This window comes from Halomonas campaniensis (genome assembly GCF_002211105.1).
GTDB classification, from domain to species: Bacteria; Pseudomonadota; Gammaproteobacteria; order Pseudomonadales; family Halomonadaceae; genus Vreelandella; species Vreelandella campaniensis_A.
The window spans coordinates 22799-41675 of record NZ_JPUA01000025.1 but is presented as its reverse complement, the minus strand read 5'-3'; the positions used below and the strand labels follow the sequence as shown (position 1 = coordinate 41675).

General features: G+C 52.9%; 17 protein-coding genes and 1 tRNA gene. 7 read left to right on the top strand and 11 right to left on the bottom strand.

Annotation, left to right across the window (positions count from 1 at the left end; translation table 11 throughout):
- Positions 1-437 precede the first annotated feature (437 nt).
- Positions 438-1157 carry a Crp/Fnr family transcriptional regulator gene (locus tag JI62_RS08540; protein WP_088699755.1) on the top strand — a complete coding sequence of 240 codons (720 nt, stop codon included), beginning with the start codon at positions 438-440 and terminating at the stop codon, positions 1155-1157.
- A gap of 152 nt (positions 1158-1309) precedes the next feature.
- Entirely contained in the window at positions 1310-2023 is a 714-nt protein-coding gene (locus JI62_RS08535; RefSeq protein ID WP_088699754.1) for a Crp/Fnr family transcriptional regulator, read from the top strand.
- Positions 2024-2149: 126 nt separating this feature from the next.
- On the opposite strand, the gene JI62_RS08530 is transcribed toward JI62_RS08535, so the two are convergent.
- From JI62_RS08530 to JI62_RS08510, 5 genes are read right to left on the bottom strand one after another with little or no spacing between them, the layout of a single operon-like run.
- Complete coding sequence (locus JI62_RS08530; protein ID WP_088699753.1) at positions 2150-3376, bottom strand: metal-dependent hydrolase family protein; 1227 nt, start codon at positions 3374-3376, stop codon at positions 2150-2152.
- Between the two features lie 35 nt (positions 3377-3411).
- Entirely contained in the window at positions 3412-4719 is a 1308-nt protein-coding gene (locus JI62_RS08525) for a TRAP transporter large permease (RefSeq protein WP_088699752.1), read from the bottom strand.
- Between the two features lie 10 nt (positions 4720-4729).
- Positions 4730-5230 (bottom strand): TRAP transporter small permease subunit, encoded by a 501-nt coding sequence (locus JI62_RS08520; protein WP_088699751.1) that lies wholly within the window; start codon positions 5228-5230, stop codon positions 4730-4732.
- Positions 5227-5856, bottom strand: coding sequence for a TetR/AcrR family transcriptional regulator (locus JI62_RS08515; RefSeq protein ID WP_088699750.1), 630 nt, complete (start codon positions 5854-5856; stop codon positions 5227-5229). Before JI62_RS08515 ends, JI62_RS08520 begins: the two co-directional genes overlap by 4 nt.
- Before the next feature lie 56 nt (positions 5857-5912).
- The gene (locus tag JI62_RS08510) at positions 5913-7049 is read right to left on the bottom strand and encodes a C4-dicarboxylate TRAP transporter substrate-binding protein (RefSeq protein ID WP_088699749.1); all 1137 of its coding nucleotides are present in this window, start codon (positions 7047-7049) and stop codon (positions 5913-5915) included.
- Between the two features lie 174 nt (positions 7050-7223).
- On the opposite strand from JI62_RS08510, the gene JI62_RS08505 reads away from it, so the two are divergent.
- The 4 genes from JI62_RS08505 to nadS are packed head-to-tail and all read left to right on the top strand — an operon-like array spanning position 7224 to position 8702.
- Entirely contained in the window at positions 7224-7946 is a 723-nt protein-coding gene (locus JI62_RS08505) for an AzlC family ABC transporter permease (RefSeq protein ID WP_088699748.1), read from the top strand.
- On the top strand, positions 7943-8254 hold the full coding sequence (locus JI62_RS08500) for an AzlD family protein (protein WP_088699747.1): 312 nt from the start codon (positions 7943-7945) through the stop codon (positions 8252-8254). Before JI62_RS08505 ends, JI62_RS08500 begins: the two co-directional genes overlap by 4 nt.
- On the top strand, positions 8254-8421 hold the full coding sequence (locus tag JI62_RS22600; RefSeq protein WP_170938515.1) for a hypothetical protein: 168 nt from the start codon (positions 8254-8256) through the stop codon (positions 8419-8421). The genes JI62_RS08500 and JI62_RS22600 overlap by 1 nt, the downstream gene beginning before the upstream one ends.
- Positions 8418-8702, top strand: a complete 285-nt coding sequence (nadS, locus tag JI62_RS08495; RefSeq protein WP_088699746.1) for a NadS family protein — start codon at positions 8418-8420, stop codon at positions 8700-8702. Before JI62_RS22600 ends, nadS begins: the two co-directional genes overlap by 4 nt.
- Before the next feature lie 37 nt (positions 8703-8739).
- Here nadS and JI62_RS08490 read toward each other — a convergent pair whose 3' ends face one another.
- The 6 genes from JI62_RS08490 to JI62_RS08465 form a co-directional block, all read right to left on the bottom strand.
- A complete protein-coding gene (locus JI62_RS08490) occupies positions 8740-10464 on the bottom strand; it encodes a 3'-5' exonuclease (protein ID WP_088699745.1) in 1725 nt (574 codons plus the stop codon).
- A gap of 159 nt (positions 10465-10623) precedes the next feature.
- The gene (locus JI62_RS08485; protein WP_088699744.1) at positions 10624-11823 is read right to left on the bottom strand and encodes a GIY-YIG nuclease family protein; all 1200 of its coding nucleotides are present in this window, start codon (positions 11821-11823) and stop codon (positions 10624-10626) included.
- Positions 11816-13804, bottom strand: a complete 1989-nt coding sequence (locus tag JI62_RS08480; protein ID WP_240513182.1) for a DEAD/DEAH box helicase — start codon at positions 13802-13804, stop codon at positions 11816-11818. Before JI62_RS08480 ends, JI62_RS08485 begins: the two co-directional genes overlap by 8 nt.
- 88 nt (positions 13805-13892) lie before the next feature.
- Entirely contained in the window at positions 13893-14903 is a 1011-nt protein-coding gene (locus JI62_RS08475) for a virulence RhuM family protein (protein WP_088699742.1), read from the bottom strand.
- The gene (locus JI62_RS08470; protein WP_088699741.1) at positions 14900-17695 is read right to left on the bottom strand and encodes a class I SAM-dependent DNA methyltransferase; all 2796 of its coding nucleotides are present in this window, start codon (positions 17693-17695) and stop codon (positions 14900-14902) included. Before JI62_RS08470 ends, JI62_RS08475 begins: the two co-directional genes overlap by 4 nt.
- A 341-nt stretch (positions 17696-18036) precedes the next feature.
- Positions 18037-18113, bottom strand: a tRNA-Ile gene (locus tag JI62_RS08465).
- A gap of 112 nt (positions 18114-18225) precedes the next feature.
- On the opposite strand from JI62_RS08465, the gene JI62_RS08460 reads away from it, so the two are divergent.
- Positions 18226-18816 carry a hypothetical protein gene (locus JI62_RS08460; RefSeq protein ID WP_088699740.1) on the top strand — a complete coding sequence of 197 codons (591 nt, stop codon included), beginning with the start codon at positions 18226-18228 and terminating at the stop codon, positions 18814-18816.
- Positions 18817-18877: the final 61 nt, after the last annotated feature.

The following is an 18877-nucleotide window of genomic DNA, read 5'->3' as shown; positions in this document are numbered from 1 at the left end:
TGCTTTCAATGACCTAAGTCTGGGGTTTTCAACGCTGCCTGACAGTGATACCCACACACATCCCATGCATCATTCAGCTTCACTGACAAAATGCTTTTAGCAGTGAAGAGTTTAGAAAGGAGGCGCTGCCTTCCCTGCAGCGCAAAGTGCAACATCCGTATTAAGGCAGTCCGTCGCCTCACTCATAGGCACCCTAGACGGGATAGTAGCGACTGACTGTGCGCTGGCGAACACGGGGTGTAAAAATTCTGCAATAGCTATCCATCTCTGACTAACCTCTCTTATACAACGCGCTCGGTTTCAAATCCTGTCCCAAGAGGCTTATGTGCGTTAGCGTACAGAGTTTGCCCCGCGACACTCTATACTTAAGTAAGGCATGCCTTACATAGGCGACTGTAGTCAAACTGCGCGACAGCCAGTAATAAGGGGGATATTCAATGCCAGTGCCTTGTGATTTCCAGCAGAATGCTCTTTTAGGACTGCTGCCTGAAGAAGAGCTTTCCCGCTTGCTGCCTAATTTAGAGAAAGTAACGCTGACATTAGGCCAATCGTTATGTGAATCTGGGCAGCAAATGAAACATGTCTACTTTCCACTCGATTCCATCGTCTCGCTGCTGTGCGTAATGGAAAATGGCGCCTCGACAGAAATTGCTGTTGTCGGCTATGAGGGTGTGGTTGGCGTTTCGCTGTTCATGGGCGGTGAGACCACCCCCAGCCGAGCGATCGTTCAGAGTGCCGGGCAGGCGTTACGTCTCAAGGGTCATTTGCTCAAAAACGAGTTCTACCGTGCTGGCCCAATGCAGCGCCTACTCTTACGCTATACCCAAGCCCTGCTGACACACATGGCACAGACAGCGGTATGCAATCGCCATCACAACGTCGATCAGCAGCTTTGTCGTTGGTTGCTGCTCAGTATCGACCGATTGCCGGGTAATGAACTGATCATGACCCAGGAGTTAATTGCCAATATGCTGGGAGTGCGTCGCGAGGGAGTCACCGAGTCGGCAGGCAAGCTCCAAAGAGCTGGCCTGATCTCCTATCACCGTGGTCGGATCAATGTGCTTGACCGGCCGGGATTGGAGGCACGAGTCTGCGAGTGTTATGGAGTGGTCAAAGAGGAGTACGACCGCCTGCTTAACCACAACAGCGTTATGTGAGTTATGTACGCTAGCGTGCCGACGCTTGATTTACCCAATGTTAATATGCAGATAGGCCGTCAGCGTTCAGTAACGGCTTATCTGCAGCCGACATCAAAATGATTTATACCTTCATTGTGCCGTTTGACAGGTTCTTATAACCGGAGAGGCACATGACGTCTATTTTGAACGTTCCCGCTGCCAATCAACTGCTTGTTGAGCTGCCGGAAGTCGAGCGAAATGCCTTTATGGCTGCCTGCGAAACCGTGGAGCTTAGCTTTGGTGAAGTGCTGCTACAGCCCACAGAGACATTTACCCACGTCTATTTTCCCATCGATAGTTTCATTTCACTGATTGCGGTCGTCGGTACTGACAGCCGCTTGGAAGTCGCGATGGCGGGTCGAGAGGGCATGCTAGGCATGCCTCTGGTACTCAGCGTCGAAGAGACTCAATTGATCGCCTTGGTTCAAGGTGCGGGGTCGGCCCTACGCATGACCGCTGAAAGCTTTCAGCGGCTACTACCTGACAGCCCGGTATTACATCAGCGGCTGAAGCGCTATATCTATGTCGTGATGACGCAATTAGCGACATCAGCGGCGTGTAATCACTTCCACCGAATTGAAGAGCGCCTCGCCCGCTGGCTGCTGATGACTCAGGATCGCGCGGGGACTGATCAGTTGAATCTGACCCACGAGTTTCTGGCCATGATGCTCGGGGTTAGACGGGCCGGCATTACCCTGGCAGCGATAGCCCTGCAGGCACGTGGCCTAATCTGTTATCAGCGCGGAACCATCACGGTGCTTGATCGACCAGGCCTAATAGAGGCGTCCTGCGATTGCTATAGGGATGATTGCGCGTTATATACCAAAATGTTGCCGATGATATAAAGAAAGGAAGCGTAACGCTTGAGCAAGCGTTTCATAAGCTCCCTCTGCAACGCCAACGGGCTACGTAAAGAGGCCATTAACTGGCCTCTTCATTACTCAGCGTTTCTTAAGCAGCATTAAGCCTGACTACAGAACATTTTTGTAAGCCACTCCCCCTTTCATAATCAGCATGAGCTGCTCATCCGGCTGAGTAAGCACATTAATGTCATCCAAGGGATTATCTTTAAGAACGATTACGTCTCCCCTTGCGCCTGGAATAATCTCGCCAAAATCACCGGTGTGGCCATAAGCGTCGGCGGCGTGGCTTGTCGCTGCACGAATCAGCTCATCGGTGGGCACCACGTCCTTACGCAAATTAAACTCGTTAAGCTGGTGGCGCTGCATCCGACCCAGTAAGTCAGAGCCGTATAGCATCTTAACTCCATGGCGTTGAGCCATTTCCAGCGCCTTGCCGCCAGCATCCAAAACATCATAAACCTTGCGCTGTAGGTGCTGAGCCATCCCCGCCTCCACACCTTCTTTCGCTAGGGCATCGTAAGTGCAGAGAGTCGGCGTTAGATAGGCATTGTGCTCTAGAAATAGTCGGCAACTCTCCTCGTCCATGAGGTTGCCATGCTCAATGGTCTTGACGCCTCTGGGGATAAGCCGGTTGATAGCGCGCGCCGTATAAGCATGGGCCATGGTATGAATATTGGCGGCGGTGGCCTCTTCCACAATGGCGTCAATTTCCTCAAGCGAAAATTGCGTGCTGTCGATACGGTCGGTAGGTGAAGAGACGCCGCCAGACGCCATAATCTTGATCTGGGTGGCACCCTTTCTGATCTCGTCTCGTGCGGCCCGGCGTACTTCACTGACACCGTCGCAAACACGACCTAGACCCGCGCAGCAGAAGCAGCCTTCAAAGGTTTGTTGGCCTGGGCCGCGCATATCAGCATGGCCGCCGGTCTGGGAGAGCGCATTCCCTGCGTACATGATGCGCGGGCCGATCAGAGCACCTTCGTCTACAGCCTTGGCTAGCCCGTAATCTGCACCGCCAGCATCACGCACGGTCGTGAATCCGCGCATCAACATAGCTTCCAGCAGCTCGCTTGATTTGGCACCGACATAGAAAGGCGAGAGCGTCTCAAGCAGTGCAAAATTGGGTGTGATTGCCGTGACGTGGACATGCGAATCAACCAAGCCGGGCATCAGGAAGTGGCCCTGAATATCGATGACTTGATCATCACTGCCCTCTAGCGGCGAATCGCTCACAGCGACGATACGGCCATCCTGAATGCGCACCTGCTGGTTGGCGAGTACTTTTCCGTTGCGCGTGTCGATAACGTTGGCATTTATAAAGCGTGTCGTTGTCATGAGTATTCCTTGTGAGTGTTCTTGTGAGAGTGGCGTTAAAACATTTTTTGAGGGAGGTAGAGCGAAAGCGCTGGAATCAGCACGATCAACAACAGGGCAACAACATCCATGACGATGAACCAGGTGACGCCCTTGAACACTTCAGACAGGGTGACGCTATTGCCCAGGGCTCCTTTGATGACATAAACATTGAGCCCGATAGGCGGGGTGACCAGCCCTACTTCAAGCAGCTTGACGACGATGATGCCGAACCAGATCAAGTTAAGGTCTGCGCCTTCTACTAAGGGCAGGATTAGCGGCAGAGTGAGTAGTAGTAAGCCGATGGAGTCGATGAACATGCCCAGCACAAGGTAGATCACTGCCACAGCAAGAATGATCCACCAGGTCTCGGTGCTGACGCCGAGGATTATTTCGGAGAAAGCAGCAGGCACGCCACTCATGGCTAGAAAACGGGTGAAAAACAGCGACCCAATGAGAATAATAAAGATGCTTGCCGTGCTCACCGCCGTGCGAATCAGCGCTTCCCGAATGGCTGAAAAGGTGAGCGTGCGCCGTACCAATGCAATCAAAGCGGCAATGGTTGTACCCACGGCCCCCGCTTCGGTAGGTGAGAAAATACCTAGGAAAATCCCGCCAAGAACTGAGCCGATCAGCAGCGGCAACGGCCAGATATGCTTAAAGGCATCCCATTTTTCGTCCCAGCTAGAGCGGACATCGGTGTTGCCCGCTAGGCTGGGGTTAAGCTTGGTTCGCACCATAATCATGGCGATATAAAGCAGCGCGGAAAGCACACCGGGAATGAATCCCGCCATAAACAGTTGACCCACCGACACCTGGGCATAAACGCCATAGAGCACCAGCAGAACGCTTGGGGGAATTAGCGAGCCGAGTGTTCCCGATGCGGCGACGGTACCGGTGGCCAGCCCCTTGTCGTAGTTATGCTTGAGCATTTCGGGCACGGCAATCCGCGACATAGCCGCCGATGTTGCGACGCTAGAGCCCGAGGCGGCGGCAAAGAAGGCAGAGGCCATAACACTGGAAACAGCCAGACCGCCAGGAAGGCGCGCCAAATAAAGGCGCATGGCATGAAACAGGCCTTGGGTCATATTGGTGCTGGTACACAAATAGCCCATGAACAGGAACATAGGTGCAGCAGTCAGCTCCCAGGTACCTGCAAAGTCGAATGGAGTGGCCGAAATCATCCCCCAGGCCACGCGCATACTGGTCATTTCACCAATGCCGATGATCGACACCAAACCTAGTGCAACGCCGATTGGCACGCGCAGGGCGATCAGGGCCAAGGCGATAGCAATGCCTGCCACGCCTATCTCGATATTACTCATTAGGAAACTCCTACAGGGCTTGGCGTTGTTGCAGCGCCTTAATCATGTTGGCGAGGATGGCCAGACACATAGCCGCGAAGCCAACCGGTAACGCCCAACGACTGGGCCATAGATAAAAAGTGAAATTGGCCATGGCCGTTTCCATTCGAACCGTAGCGCGCACTGCATCTAGATAGCTCTGGTAGCAGAGCATGCCGAAATAGAGGAGCCCAAGGGTGCTGGCAAATAGGTAAAGCGTCAGTTGGGCAATAGGCGGGAGCCTCCCCACCAGCACATCCACGCTGATGTGTTCCCGCTGAAGCTCCACATAGGCGAGCGGCAGAAAGACGACGGCGACCATGTAGTAAAAAGAGACAAACTCCAGGGTGCCGGTAAATGACTTTCCAAATAGGTAGCGCAGCCCTACGTCCAGTGAGACATGCAGCGCCATAAGCACTAGAAATAGCGTCGCAAGCACCATGGCGCTTTTGGCGACCCATTGGCTCAGCGACTCTACGTATTTGGCGATCATACGGGCTGCCCCCTCTTCGCATCTGAGGCAGAAAAACCCAGTTCTAGCAGCGTCTCTTTCCAGAACAGCAGCATATCGCGGTAGAGTTCGGGGTCATCACGCCAAATGCTTTGCGCCCCCATACCTCGCATCATGCACAGAGTGGCATTCAGAGCGACGCGATTCTGGTGTGACGTATGGCTGGCGCTGGCAACCAGTTGCTCCCAAATCTGCTCCAGAGAGTCATTGAAATTGGCTGCCAGCGGCACTAGCACTTTCATTATGTCGGGGTCGGTGCGTGCATTAGTGAGATATTCGAGGGTCACCATATAAAGGTCGCCCTTGAAGTGCTCATGCAGTGCTTTAAGCAGGTTATCAAAGTTAAGTTCGCCTGCTTTAACCTTCACAGCCATCTCTCTTACGCTTTCGACTTCGCGACTCAGCAAGTCCTCCAGCGCCGCCTGCATCAATAAGGTCTTAGAGGGGTAATGGTGAACTAAAGCGCCACGGGAAACGCCCGCCAGACGTGCGACATCCACGGTTGAAGTGGCACGAATGCCCTTCTCGAGAATGCACTCGATAGTCGCTTGCGTCACCCGAGCCTGGGTTTGGCGTGAGCGTTCTTCTTGATTCTGTCGCTTCGTCATAGCGAACCCTTAGTTGGCCTAGGCCGCCTCAATGCGGCGGCCTCAGTGTTGCAGCGTTAATAGATTCCGTAGTCAGCAGGAAGCTTATTGTAGATCTCTTCCATGGCCAGTTCTGCCAGGGCCTCTTCGTCTTCGCGATCAACCTCGCTGATTAAGGCATCCCACTTTTCGTAGGTCGCGATAAAATCATCAATCAGCGCCTCGGGGTCTTCAACGCCGTACTCATCACGGGCCTTATCGTAGACGTTTGCCAAGGCCTCATCGCGGAAAGCCTCCACGGAAGCCATCAGATCCTCTTCGGGCTCGTAGATGTTATTGCCGTTTGAGGCGGCTTCTTCCAGTGCGGCTTCAGAAGCGCCCAGATACTGGACAATCATGCGGGTCATTGCCTTGGCCGTCGCTTCTTTGAAGACGTTACGCTCCTCATCGCTGAGGCTAGCCCAAAAACCTGAGTTGAAGCCCCACTGAGGGCCAGACCAATACATGCCGGTAGGCAGCAGTGTGGTGTGTTCGGCAACCTCCCACAATGAGCGGTCAATCAAGTCGTTAGCCGCATTCGAGGCGCAGTCCAACGAACCACGATCGAGGCCGCTGTACATCTCACTGGAAGGCACATTGACGGGTGTTCCCCCAGCTTGCTCGACCCAGGCGGAAACAGTCGAGCCTGCGGTACGAATACGCTTACCGCGTAGCTCTTCAAGATTGCGGACTGGTTCGCGGCAGAACAGCACATAGGAAGGCGTGTTATAGGCGCCCAGGTAGACAATATCCAGCTCCTCCCACTCGGCTAATTGAGTGGGATTATTAAGGCTAAAATCTGTCACCGCCAGTATGCCAACCAGCGGGTCATCATAGTTAAACCCCAACTCCTGCACGGCATTCGCGACCGGCATCTCAGAAGGCGTGTAGATAGCCGCATGGTGAGCAACCTGAACCACGTTATCCTGGATACCCTGCAAGTTAGCCCGCGGTGCCAGCAGTACAGTGCCGGTATAAACCTCGGGTTGCAGTTCGCCGTTCGAGAGTTCCTTGACCATTTCTGCCCACTCGATATAACCGTAACGGGAGTGAGGGTGTTGTTGGTCGTAGAACGAATTAGCAATAAAGGAGGTTGCGGCATGGGCCGAAGAAGCAACGACAGGCAAGACCAGCGCTCCAACGGCGAGTGTCAGCGTATTACGAGTGAAGTTCATATAGTTTCCCGGGCCGATTTAATCGGCTGTTTTTTTCTGTTGTATTGTTTCATCTTGTTGACACGTCACCCGCTGTGGCGCGTGTTCATAATTCAATCTAGACTTCAAATAATAAAAAAACAAGCAGGTCTGTTTGTTTTTGACACGACCAGCTTCGCGTAGAAAGGTTAAGCAATGAAAACAAAAGAAAATCCTACTCGGCTGGATATTGCGGGTACCTGGCGAGGGATTCGTATGATGCTGCCTTTAGCGGTTTTTACGATCGCGTTTGGATTGGCGTTTGGCGTAGCCGCTGTGCACCAGGGGTTGGCCGGTTGGGAGGCGATGCTAATGAGCCTGTTTGTCTTCGCAGCGCCATCGCAATTTGCTGCCCTAGAGATGTGGCATTCGCCTCTGCCACTGCTTGCTCTGGCAGCGGTCACACTCGCTATTCATACCCGGCATATGCTGATGAGTGCGGCGCTTTATCCCTGGCTCAAGGCGTTACCTCAACGCCAGCAATTCGCGATGGTAATTCTGCTAACCGACTCCAACTGGGCAATGGCGCTGGGAGAGTATCAACGCGGCGAGCGAAACCTGGGCATTCTTCTCGGTGGCGGAATCGCGCTGTGGGGCGCCTGGGTCGTCGGCACCGCAATAGGGTTAGCCTTTGGCGGAGGCATTACCGAGCCTGAACGCTTCGGCCTTGATGTGATCATGCTGTGCTTTCTGCTGATGATCGTTGTCGGTGGGAACCCAAGAGCGGCAATGGCCCTACCCTGGCTGGCAGCAGCGGCGAGCGCATTAATGGCGTACTGGTGGTTGCCGCCGTATCTACACGTGATGGTGGGTGCCCTTACAGGTGGCGTGGTGGCCGTATTGTTGCCTGGACGCTGGCTCAGGGAAAGCGCCTCATGATCCCATCGCCCGTATGGCAGTCGTTGATAGCCATCACGCTAATGGTAGTCATTGCGTATGGCTCCAGAGTGCTGGGGCTGCTAATCATGTCACGTGTGCCGCTTGGCCCACGCGTTAGGCGATTCGTCGATGCCATGTCTAGCTCAGTCCTGATTGCCGTCATTACGCCCATCATCGTGCATGGTGACGGCGGCGTTCGGCTCGCGGCCATTGCGGCGGGTACGGTGGCGGTAGTGATGAGGAATCCGTTGGTATCGATTGCTACAGGTATGCTTTGTGCTGCGGGTTGGCGCTGGTGGGTTGGGTAATGTCGTGCAAAAGCGGCGGCGCTCGGTTTATTTACTTTTTGGCAACGGCAGAAAAAATCTACCTGATACTGGCCTACCCCAAGAACGTGAAGGACAGCTTAACGCCCGCTGAAAAGGCCGCTCTGAAAACACTGACCCACCAACTGAAGGCGGAGGTTTCCGAATGAGCATTTTTGACGAACTGCAATCATCACTGCAGGAAGCCGTTGAGATCAAACAAGGCAAAGTGAAGGCCAGCCGCCTCACGCGCCATGAGGTGGCTGATGTAAAGGCTATTCGCGCCCAGCTACACGTCTCTCAGGCTGAGTTTGCCGAGGCTATGGGAACCAGCGTGGACACCATCAAAAGCTGGGAAACCAAGCGCCGTAACCCGACGGGGCTAGCCGCGAAGGTACTGGCTACGATTCAGGACAACCCCTCCTTTTACAATGAGCTTGCTTCGCACTAAAGCAATACCAGCAAGAATTCACTTGCAGCGCCTCTCCTTAAGGCCTGCGAAATATATCGCCATGAATACTATCAAATAGCTCTTCCGGCACATCTTCAAAAAAGCGACAGAACGGCAAGGAGCCAACCAGTGTGACGCTCTGCTTGGCTCGAGTCATGGCAACGTAGAGAACACGACGCAACAGGCTCGCCTCCAGTTCCTCATCCTCTCGCGCAACGCTGTCGAGAATGCGGCCGGGATATTGAGCGTCATGCAGCCCCATGACAACCACATGGTCGAATTCCAAGCCCTTCAGCTGATGATAGGTGGTCACGGCTACTCCGCCTGTAAAGCTGCCAAGTCCGGCACCCTTGACCTTCTTAACCTTGACGCCGCGCTTTTCCAGTTCCTTCTGTGCAGGATAAAGCTGACGAGAGAAAGGTAACACTACTGCCACTGACGTCGTACGCAGTCGCTTAAACTCGCTGGCAACAAAATCATAGCCTTTTTCATAGGCTTGCTTGGCATCAGGTGCCAACAACAATTTGACCTTATCGCCTTCCTTGGTAGGGCGAACCGGCGTCGTGTAATCACTACTCTCGGTCACGTCATTGTTCGCCAATAAGTGCTCGGCGACATCCATGATTTGTTGTGTGGTGCGGTGACTAGCGGACAAGCGTCGAGAACGCCCGCCTTGTACCTGAATACCGACAGAGGACCAAGTAAAGCTTCGGCGATAGATCTTCTGCGCCATGTCACCGGCCATACTGAGTGATACACGCGGAATCTTGGCGACCACCAGCAGCCAGCTTTTGTCGAAATCCTGCACCTCATCAATCACGACGTGATCGTAGCGGTAGTCATCAGGAAGATCTCCGCCCCGCTCCATCAATACGCGCAACAGCACTCCAGCTGGATTGTCATAGTCCTCCTGACGAGTTTCTTCGAGCCACTCCAAATACAATTCAAAAACAAACCAGATAAAACGGCGGTCTTCCTGCGTTACACGTACTGCGGTGCCTCGTCCAGTACGTTCGACGGCAAGATAATCGTCGAGCCGTGTGACATGCTGACCAAAAAGCCAAGCGATCTCTTCAGCCCACCATCCCAGTAGCTGCGGCGCCTCCTTAAGTTCAAAGAAACGATGGCTGCCAATCTCTTCTTCCGCCTCCTTAATTAGCCTCTTGAGCTGTTCTCCACGCGCCTTGCTATCAACCCAGCCGACGAATTCTAAGCCCATATCCTTAGCGGTGCTGCGTGACCAATCGTGAAAGGTTCTGACGTCCACGCTTCCCTTCATCCCTGCCTGACTGAATGCCTTCTTCACATAGGCACACAACGCTGAGTTGTAGGTCAAAAATAGCAAGGAGCCTTTATTCATGGCCGATAACAGCCTGCCTGCTCGAGCGGCTAACACAGTGGTTTTGCCGCTACCCGCCTGACCTCGAACTAATAAATGCTGGGAGGGATCGAGGTCGATTACCGCTTGTTGCTCATCGGTAAAAGTGATGGTCGGCTGGGCGGGCGTAGTTGGCATAGGCTCGACGTTAGTCTTTGCACTTCCGCCCTTTTGGGGGGAGGCACCCAGAAGGCTCCAACGATATGCCGCATCGACTTCTGCCTTACCTTCCGTTCGCAGGCGATACAGTAGCGAATTGATATCGCTCCGATCCACATGCTGACCGAACTCATCTTTTAAAATAGTCGCTAACTGGCGTGCCTTTACCGGTGCATGCAGCTGCAACAGCTTCGTCACCTGAACTTCAAATACGTCCTGATTCATTACCTATCCTTGCACTTTGCCCTATCCCTGCGTATTTAATGTTTGCCAGAGTCGATTTGTCAGGCAAGAGGGCCAATTGGGTGGCTGACTCTCTGTCAGTTGTCGCTTATAAAGGCTATCTATCAACCACAGCCTCAATGTCCTTTTTATTTTGCTAGCTTAACTAATCAACTGTGCAGTTTCTGGCTCATAAACCACACCCATAATTGATCCATCCCGAATCCTCTGCACCGCCTCATCAATCACATGCAATGGCACCAAAAACCACTCTCGTGGCTTAACCGGATGCCCAAAGCGATCCTGAATCGTCAATTCAAGCTGTGCGGGGGCGAAAATGCGATGAAAAAGCGCTTCCAGTTTGCGGCGGTTAATACCAGCCAGCTTGTAGGTGGCGACCACCTCAACATCAGCCAGTAGATAGGTGGCATCGTGTGCGGCATTGGCTATGCGAGCTTCGACCTTACCACCTGTCACGCCGATTTTATGGATCAGCTCTCGATGTTCCGACACAAACGGTTGTTCTGACAGGCTGCGCAGCACATAGATGGTGCCGCTTTCTATGTCGTCCTCTTCCCACGTTTCACTAAAGCGGCTTTCATTGGGCTGTTGTTCAGCAAACAGAGGCCCAGCATCTGGCTCGGTAATACGGCGGCTGGCTTCATCTTTGTAAAGCGCTCTGACTAACGATAGGCGCAGCAGATTGCTTTCCGTTCCGTTAGAGAAAATTACTCGCAGGCGGGCATCTTTCTTGCCTTGGGGTGAATCAAATTCCTCCCCCTCTTCGGCTACATAGGCCGTTTGCCCATCCACGATGAACCACTGTCCTACCTCAATGGTAGCGTTCTTACCGAATCGTCGCGTGGTTCTTAGCCCACTTTTCAGCTCGCTTTCTATTTGCTCAAACAGCGGCTGGTAGGTTGCAAAGTCTTCGCATTTCTCTCTATTGGCCACCTCTTCAGCGGCACGTTTCTCCGCGCTTGAGCGCACATGCTTTAGCTCGGTAAGCTCAGACACCCCGGAAATCCCAGACAGCTCAGTAAGCAAGGCGTCATCGTCCATCGTCTCTGTCGCATCCACGTCGCTGACACGGTTGCCATCTAGCAAGCCTTGGCGGTCAAGGGGCTCCACCAGGGTTCGGCACTCCTCAAGCGAACGAATGCGATCAAGACGCACGGCATAGAGCCGTTCAAAAATATCGTTGCCTTCACCGTGCTGCGGGGCACAGCCATGCTGATCGACAAAGCGCTGAATCTCTTCAAAGCCCGCGATGATGCGCTCTTCACGTGCCGAAAGGCCTTTCTTTTTCTCGGGTTGAGCTAACTCATCTAGCTCGGCGCGCAAGTCGTCCAGGTCAGTCATAACGCCCCTCATCTTTAAAGCGCACGAATGCAGAAGCACCTTCGGCCATGCGTTTTTCCCAGGCATCTTGGGAGCTAATTGAAGGCAAACGCCCTCGCTCTTTTTTGAATTTGACCGCTCTCATAGCCAGCTCTTTGGCTTCATCTGGTGACAGGTTGGTACGTTTACCAGAGATGACGGCGGCTACTTGCTTCAAGCTATCTTCACTCATGCTCTTGGCCAGAATCGCGTAGGCCTCGCTAAAGGGGTTGATACGATCAATCAAATCGATATCGAGCTCCCGCACGTCCATCGCGTACTTGCGTACCCCTGCTATTAAAGCTGTGTTCGGCTTTGGCTCATTGCTACCGATATCAACGGCCTCGCTACCCGCCAGCAATAGTTTGGCCTGCTGGGTGAGGTTGAGCGCTGCGATGGCGTGTTGGCGAACAGCTTCTTGGTCTTGTTCGTCCAGGTTGGGGTAGCGCTCCTTGATGATCTTGCCCATGCGTACCTGGGTGAGCTCTTCGGGCACCAGTTCTTCATCAAACAAGCCACGTTCAATGGTGGTCTTGTCCTGCACGAAGCCTGTAATCACCTCATTCAGGTCTTCTTGGCAAATCCGGGTGGCTTCTTCGCTTTTGGGTTCTGCCAGCCCCTTAATTTCGATTTGATACTTGCCGGTTTCTTCGTTAACGCCCACATTGCATTTGCTATGGTCGTAGCCCTCGTCACCGTAGTCGAACCCTTCTTGCGGGCCGCTGGTAGGGTTCTTTGGCTTGAACTCAAAGCGTGGTGCCAGTACTTGCTCCATCAGCAGGCTGGCAGCAATGGCTTTTAGGGTATCGTTAATGGCTTCGGTCACTGCCTGTTCAGCCGCATCCGGTTCGGCGATCAAATTCGTGAAGCGTGCCCGTGTCTTGCCCGGCGCATCCCGCGTGGCGCGACCAATAATCTGCACGATCTCCGTTAAGCTAGAACGATAACCCACCGTTAACGCATGTTCGCACCAGATCCAGTCAAACCCTTCTTTGGCCATTCCCAGCGCGATGATGATGTCCACATGGTCACGATTGTGCTTCTGCGCGGGGTCTTTCAGTGCGCTCGACACACGCTCACGCTTGGTTGAATCATCGTCTACCAAATCAGCAATTTTTAGCAGCCGACCTTCTGGTGTTTTTACCAATTGAAAACCTGTGACTGGGTCAGTCCCCTGCCACTCCCCTAGCTCCTCGATGATGTGCTCAACCTCACGCACCTTATCCTTGGAACTCTCGCGTGAATTAACATTGGGGATATGAAGAATGGTCTTCTCAGCAGGATCGAGCACCTTGAGGATGTCATCAGCGTAAGAGCCAGAATAGAAGTAGTAGCCGATATCTAGCTGCTTGAGGTACTCGTAACCGTTGAGCTGCTCGTAATAGGTGTAAGTCACCGTATCAAAACGCGACTCATCCTGCGGGGCCAACACCGCCTCGGTGTCGCCGCGGAAGTAGGAGCCGGTCATCGCGACGATGTGCACATTATCGCGGTTGATAAAGCCACCCAAGTGAGCACCTAACTTATTGTCGGGATTTGCAGAAACATGGTGGAACTCATCCACGGCGATCAAGCAGTCATCAAAAGCTGCTAACCCAAACTGATCAATCGCAAAACGGAACGTCGCATGGGTGCAAACCAACACCTTATCGCTGCTTTCGAGGAAAGCGCCTAGAGATTTGACCTTGCCGCCATTGTCCGTGCCCGGCGCGTTGCACAGGTTCCATTTGGGTTCTACATGCCAGTCAGCCCAAAAGCCGTAGTTACTTAGCGGTTCGTCATTAAAGCTGGAGCCGATAGATTTTTCTGGCACCACGATAATGGCCTGTTTAAGCCCCTGGTTATGCAGCTTATCCAGCGCAATAAACATGAGAGCGCGGCTTTTTCCCGATGCAGGGGGCGACTTGATCAGGAGGTACTGCTCACCTCGCCGTTCGTAGGCACGCTCTTGCATGGGCCGCATGCCAAGCTCATTGGACGTGGTAGAACTGCCATTGCTGGCGTACGAGACGGAAACTGAGGGTACTCTCTTCGTCATAATGCAATCCCTGTCAGGGCTTTTTGCCCTTGTATTTGAGGTCTTGTTCCAGCTGTTCGATTTCCTTTAGATCAGCGGCATCGGCTGCTTTTGATTCAGCCGTGCGCCGTTGCTGGTCGAACACCTCATAACGCTCACGGGCAATTCTTTCCATGCTTTCACGGCTAACCGAGCCTGCGCCTTCAAGAATGGGCTGATCATTAAACGCCAGCATCTTATCGACGTTGTTACGCCAGAAATCCAGGGTCAGCTCTTTCTGTTTCTTTACCCTGAGCTCTGCCTGTTCAAGGAAGATCACTACCAAACGGTTTAGCGTGTCGATCTCGTCTGCCGTCAGGTAGTTTTTGGCAACAATGACATCCTGCTTGCGAACCCGTGAGCCACTCCAGTTGGTCAACGCCATATTTGGCATAGTCGGGTCTGAGCGTTTTAAGATCAGCTCAGCAGCGGTGTGACTTGTGGCCGCATACAGCAGTTTGTTTTGTACTTCAGCAAAAAACTGTGCCGTCTCTCTCTCGCGGGCCTGATAGTCGGAGCTAAGCGCAAAGAGATCGCGGACTTTCTGGTAGAAGCGCTTTTCCGAGGCGCGTATGTCCCGGATGCGTTCCAGCAGCTCATCGAAAAAGTCCCAACCACCGGGGTTCTTAAGGCGCTCGTCGTCCATCACGAAGCCCTTAATCAGAAACTCCTTCAGGTGAGCGCTGGCCCACTGGCGGAACTGCACGCCGCGAGACGAGCGGACGCGATAGCCAATGGCCAGGATCAAATCGAGGTTGTAGTAACTGATCTTCCGCTTGACCTGACGCTTACCCTCAAATTGAACTGTCAAGGAATCCTTGACGGTTGCCTCAGGGTCTAACTCATTGTCTTCGAATATATTTTTGGCGTGCAGAGAGACATTCTGCTTGGTGGTCTGGAACAGTTCAGCAATTTCCAACTGGCTAAGCCAGATACTGTCACCTTCCACCCTAAGGTGCAGCTGGGTGCGCCCATCATCTGTGGTGTACAAGATTAGGTCGCTCATGCCTTCCTCCGTGCTTTCTTACTGGCAGACCCTTTACCAGGAGCCTCTGCGGTCATCTTGGTATACAGCTCAAACAACTTTTCCAGGCGCTCCGTATCGTTTTTGAAACGCCGTCCGATGTAGATGCGCTCCAGCACCTCATCATTGCGTTCATGGGCTTCACGCAGATTGTCAGGCATTTTTTCAGGGTCGTAGAGATCGGCGATGGTGGCCGGAAAGTGCGCTTCGCGAGCCAAAAGAATGTTTTCGGCTGCTGCTGTTAGGTCAGCACGGTTCTTATCAGTCAGTTTAGGGATGGGAAAAGTGTTCCAGCCCATTGTATTAGAGTAGCGGAAGTCTGTTTTCATCTTGCCGCATACGGTGGCGATCCAAACTAGGTGCAATCGGGATGCAATCAGTGCCATGTTCCAGAGCGAAGCGTCATATAGAGCAAAGCATAGATTAGTGACAGTAGACTTATTGTCTAATAAACCTGCAGGAAGGTATGCACGGTTCTCAGAGGATACGCAGGGCATCGCGATTGTCTGTCGTGTACCAATATTCATTTCGCGCATCTGGTGAGCACGTTTCGCCATTTCATTAGCGCTTTTATCTCGACTATTCCGTCGCATATTGCGCACGCCTTCAACACGCTGGCGGATTGAGTCTATCGCCATTGCCTCTCGCAAATGATCGTCCTCAATCCACAAGCAATAGCGTTCTAAGCCACGGATAAACTCCGCCGAGCCGTAAATGCGCCGGATGAAGTGAGCACGTTGATCCGAGCTCAAACCTAAAGCCTCCATCTCGCCTCTGGAAAGAAGAAGGTGACCGCCATCGACAGGCTTATTTCCAAAGCTCATGTCAGAAACATCACCCAGAGGCTTGGATACCTTTTTAACGATGACATTAGGAGCGGCGGTTAGATACGAATTGATATTATTCGTTTGCTTCTCAACCGTTTCGCCAGTCTTCGAAAGGGAGAATAATTTTCTCGCTAAACCTGGATGGTTACTTATTGCAACAATAGCAACAGTAACACCCGCGTTATGGCTAGCAAGATTCGCCCATTTGAAACTGGTATGTGCAAAAGCGATCTCATGTCCAGTCTCAAAAATCAGCGGCCAGAGGATCGGCACCTGCTGCCCCTGACATATTGAGTTGGTGGATACAAAGGCTGATACAGTAGGCGTGTGAACCCCGTAATCAGCAGCTTTCATAAACCAGCCCGCTACATAATCGAGCGACTTCCAACTCTTCGTGCGCCCATCGAAAATACGCTTCAGGTCTTCCTTTTGCTCTTTGCTTTGCCATGTGGATCCTAGATATGGCGGGTTTCCACAGATATAGGTTTCACCCACCTCATTCTCAAAATCGATTTGAGCCTGATCCAGCGGGGTATCGAAAAGATCATCAGCGGTGAGTTTTACGCCTGTACTGTAGACATCCATCAATTGCAGCCAATCAAGCCTCAAAGCATTGCCGCAGGTAATCCAATTATCGGAGCTGAGGGGTAAAAACTCGGCTAAAGCCAGCTTCTTGCCGCGATAATGCAAGTCACACTGGTACTCGGCAATGATTAATGCAAGCCGAGCTACTTCAGCTGAGAAGTCCCGCAGCTCAATGCCTCGAAAGTTGGTCAGCGGTATATCGGTTGGCCGATTTGGCTCAACACGACGCTGGTTAATCTCAGCTTCAATTTCACGCATTTGCTTGTAGGCGATGACCAAAAAATTACCCGAGCCGCAGGCCGGGTCAAATACGCGAATTTTGGCCATGCGGTTGCGCAGGTTAAGCAACTTGCGAGCGTTGTCGCCTGCTTCTTCCAGCTTTTCGCGCAGGTCATCCAGAAACAGTGGGTTCAGCACTTTTAGAATATTCGGCACGCTGGTGTAGTGCATGCCCAATGCACCACGCTCTTCATCGTCGGCCACCGCCTGAATCATCGAGCCGAAAATATCAGGGTTAATTTGTGTCCAATCCAGGCTGCCGATGTGCAGCAAGTAGGAACGAGCGATCTTGCTAAAGCGCGGTACGTCCACACTGCCGGAAAACAAGCCGCCGTTTACATAGGGAAACTTCCCTGCCCAGCGGGGGATATTCGCCGCAGCATGCGCTTCTTGCCGCGTGTTCATGGCGCGGAAGATTTCGCTAATCACTTCGTGGGTATTGGCGGAATCTCTGGCGCTCATTTCTGAGACGGTGTCGGTGAACAGCCCGCTACCGGCGAAGATATCCGTGTCTTCGGCAAAAAAACAGAAGATCAGGCGGGCCATGAAATGGTTCATCTCGTGGCGCTGCTCTTCCGTACCCCAGCCTGGGTTATCTTTCAGCAGCTCCACGTAAAGTCGGTTCAGGCGGCTAGTGGCGCGAATATCAAACGAGCTTTCACGCACCTGCTTAACAGTGGTAATACCCGCCAGGGGCAAAAAGAAACCGAAGTGATCAGGAAACTCTTCATATTTGCAGGCGACTGTCTCGCCGCTTTCCAGCTCTTCGGCCTCAAGCATCTCACCGTCGGTGGCGAGCACAAACTTCACCTTGGCACGTGCAGTGGCTGGGCTAGCCTTCAGCGTGGCCAGGGTTTGGGTAACGGCACCGGCCTCCGCCACCGCGATATGGATATTGTTCGTTTGCAGTACTCCGCCCCAAGAGCCTGCAAAGTCCGACTTATTGGACGTACCCGAACGCAGCCGCTTGATGGTGGTCGCCTTGTTGCCAAAAGCTTCCAGAAAGGCATAGGGGAACTCAGCCTGATCGAAAGGCTGTTGTGCTAAATCAGAAATTGCGGATTCGATTTCAACTGCGTTCATGACGTGCCGTTTTTCCTGTTCGCCTTAAAGCGAGTGCTGCATTTCTCGTTGCTAAGCCGTTCAGTCGCAATAGTTACATGCAGACTGCATAGCGCCATTGAACTGAGAACATTAATCGCAAATAAAAATAAGCGCAGCGGCTAAGTACTGGCATCCACAGTACCTGTCCTCACTCAATAAGTATTTGTTAATTGCGGTTATCATACACAGCCAACAACGAGCTATCAGCCGTTGAAAGCGAACAAGAAAGAGATAAACAAAGAAAGGGCAAAACGAGTGGCGGAGAGCCGCAGACCAAGGGACTCATAATCCCCTGCTATTAAAATAGGTAAATATAGGAATGGTGGGCCCAGTAGGACTTGAACCTACGACCAAGGGATTATGAGTCCCCTGCTCTAACCAACTGAGCTATAGGCCCGAAAAGCGTGCATATCATAGCGAATGTGGCCGGGTGAGGCTAGCCCCTTTGCGCTATCTTGATGTCATTACGGCACTTTATGGGGATTGGGCAGTCTGGTGAGTAGTTCTTTATGCGGAGACGCGCTGTGAAAGCATTGATTGCTCTATTCCCCTTATTGTTGGCGCTGCCCGTGCACGCTGATTGGCAGCTTGATCCTGGCCAGTCCCGGGTGCAGGCGTCGGTTACTCAGTTGAACGGCGAAACACCGCAAACGCATCACCACCAAGTGCGCGATCTGCAGGGTGATATCTCCAGTGATGGCACCCTGCGTTTGCCGTTAAAACTCAGCCAAACGGATGTGCTGGAACGCTTTGGTGAGCTGCCGCCGTGGATAGGTTTGCTGGCCAACACCACCTTGGTGACGCTAGAGGCGCAAATGCCGCCAGAGCGGTTGGACGGTTTGGATATTGGCGAATCCCTGGTGGAGACGCTGACCTTTAGCGTTCAATCAGACATGGTAAACCAACAGGAATCCGTGCCGCTGCGGTTTACCCGCGAAGGCCTGAATGAGATACGCGTCACCCACGCGGAGCCCATGGCGATGGATGGCCGAGCACTGATGGCCAACACCACGGTGCGCACCGTGATGTCGTTACTGGGCTACCAGGAGATTGACGAGCATGTACCCGTCACCCTCAATGCGCTCCTGGTTAATAGGTAATAGTTAATCGGTCGTCGTTAAAGGTTACTGAGTGCTTCCACATCCCCCGCCTGAGCTTCGC

Excerpts from the sequence above, each read along its gene's own strand:
- JI62_RS08520 (WP_088699751.1), bottom strand. The coding sequence starts at position 5,230 with ATGATCGCCAAATACGTAGAGTCGCTGAGCCAATGGGTCGCCAAAAGC.
- JI62_RS08510 (WP_088699749.1), bottom strand. The coding sequence starts at position 7,049 with ATGAACTTCACTCGTAATACGCTGACACTCGCCGTTGGAGCGCTGGTC.
- JI62_RS08500 (WP_088699747.1), top strand. The coding sequence starts at position 7,943 with ATGATCCCATCGCCCGTATGGCAGTCGTTGATAGCCATCACGCTAATG.
- JI62_RS08480 (WP_240513182.1), bottom strand. The coding sequence starts at position 13,804 with ATGCGGCCCATGCAAGAGCGTGCCTACGAACGGCGAGGTGAGCAGTAC.
- JI62_RS08475 (WP_088699742.1), bottom strand. The coding sequence starts at position 14,903 with ATGAGCGACCTAATCTTGTACACCACAGATGATGGGCGCACCCAGCTG.
- JI62_RS08535 (WP_088699754.1), top strand. The coding sequence starts at position 1,310 with ATGACGTCTATTTTGAACGTTCCCGCTGCCAATCAACTGCTTGTTGAG.
- JI62_RS08540 (WP_088699755.1), top strand. The coding sequence starts at position 438 with ATGCCAGTGCCTTGTGATTTCCAGCAGAATGCTCTTTTAGGACTGCTG.
- JI62_RS08460 (WP_088699740.1), top strand. The coding sequence starts at position 18,226 with ATGCGGAGACGCGCTGTGAAAGCATTGATTGCTCTATTCCCCTTATTG.
- JI62_RS08470 (WP_088699741.1), bottom strand. The coding sequence starts at position 17,695 with ATGAACGCAGTTGAAATCGAATCCGCAATTTCTGATTTAGCACAACAG.
- nadS (WP_088699746.1), top strand. The coding sequence starts at position 8,418 with ATGAGCATTTTTGACGAACTGCAATCATCACTGCAGGAAGCCGTTGAG.
- JI62_RS08485 (WP_088699744.1), bottom strand. The coding sequence starts at position 11,823 with ATGACTGACCTGGACGACTTGCGCGCCGAGCTAGATGAGTTAGCTCAA.
- JI62_RS08490 (WP_088699745.1), bottom strand. The coding sequence starts at position 10,464 with ATGAATCAGGACGTATTTGAAGTTCAGGTGACGAAGCTGTTGCAGCTG.
- JI62_RS22600 (WP_170938515.1), top strand. The coding sequence starts at position 8,254 with ATGTCGTGCAAAAGCGGCGGCGCTCGGTTTATTTACTTTTTGGCAACG.
- JI62_RS08505 (WP_088699748.1), top strand. The coding sequence starts at position 7,224 with ATGAAAACAAAAGAAAATCCTACTCGGCTGGATATTGCGGGTACCTGG.
- JI62_RS08525 (WP_088699752.1), bottom strand. The coding sequence starts at position 4,719 with ATGAGTAATATCGAGATAGGCGTGGCAGGCATTGCTATCGCCTTGGCC.
- JI62_RS08530 (WP_088699753.1), bottom strand. The coding sequence starts at position 3,376 with ATGACAACGACACGCTTTATAAATGCCAACGTTATCGACACGCGCAAC.
- JI62_RS08515 (WP_088699750.1), bottom strand. The coding sequence starts at position 5,856 with ATGACGAAGCGACAGAATCAAGAAGAACGCTCACGCCAAACCCAGGCT.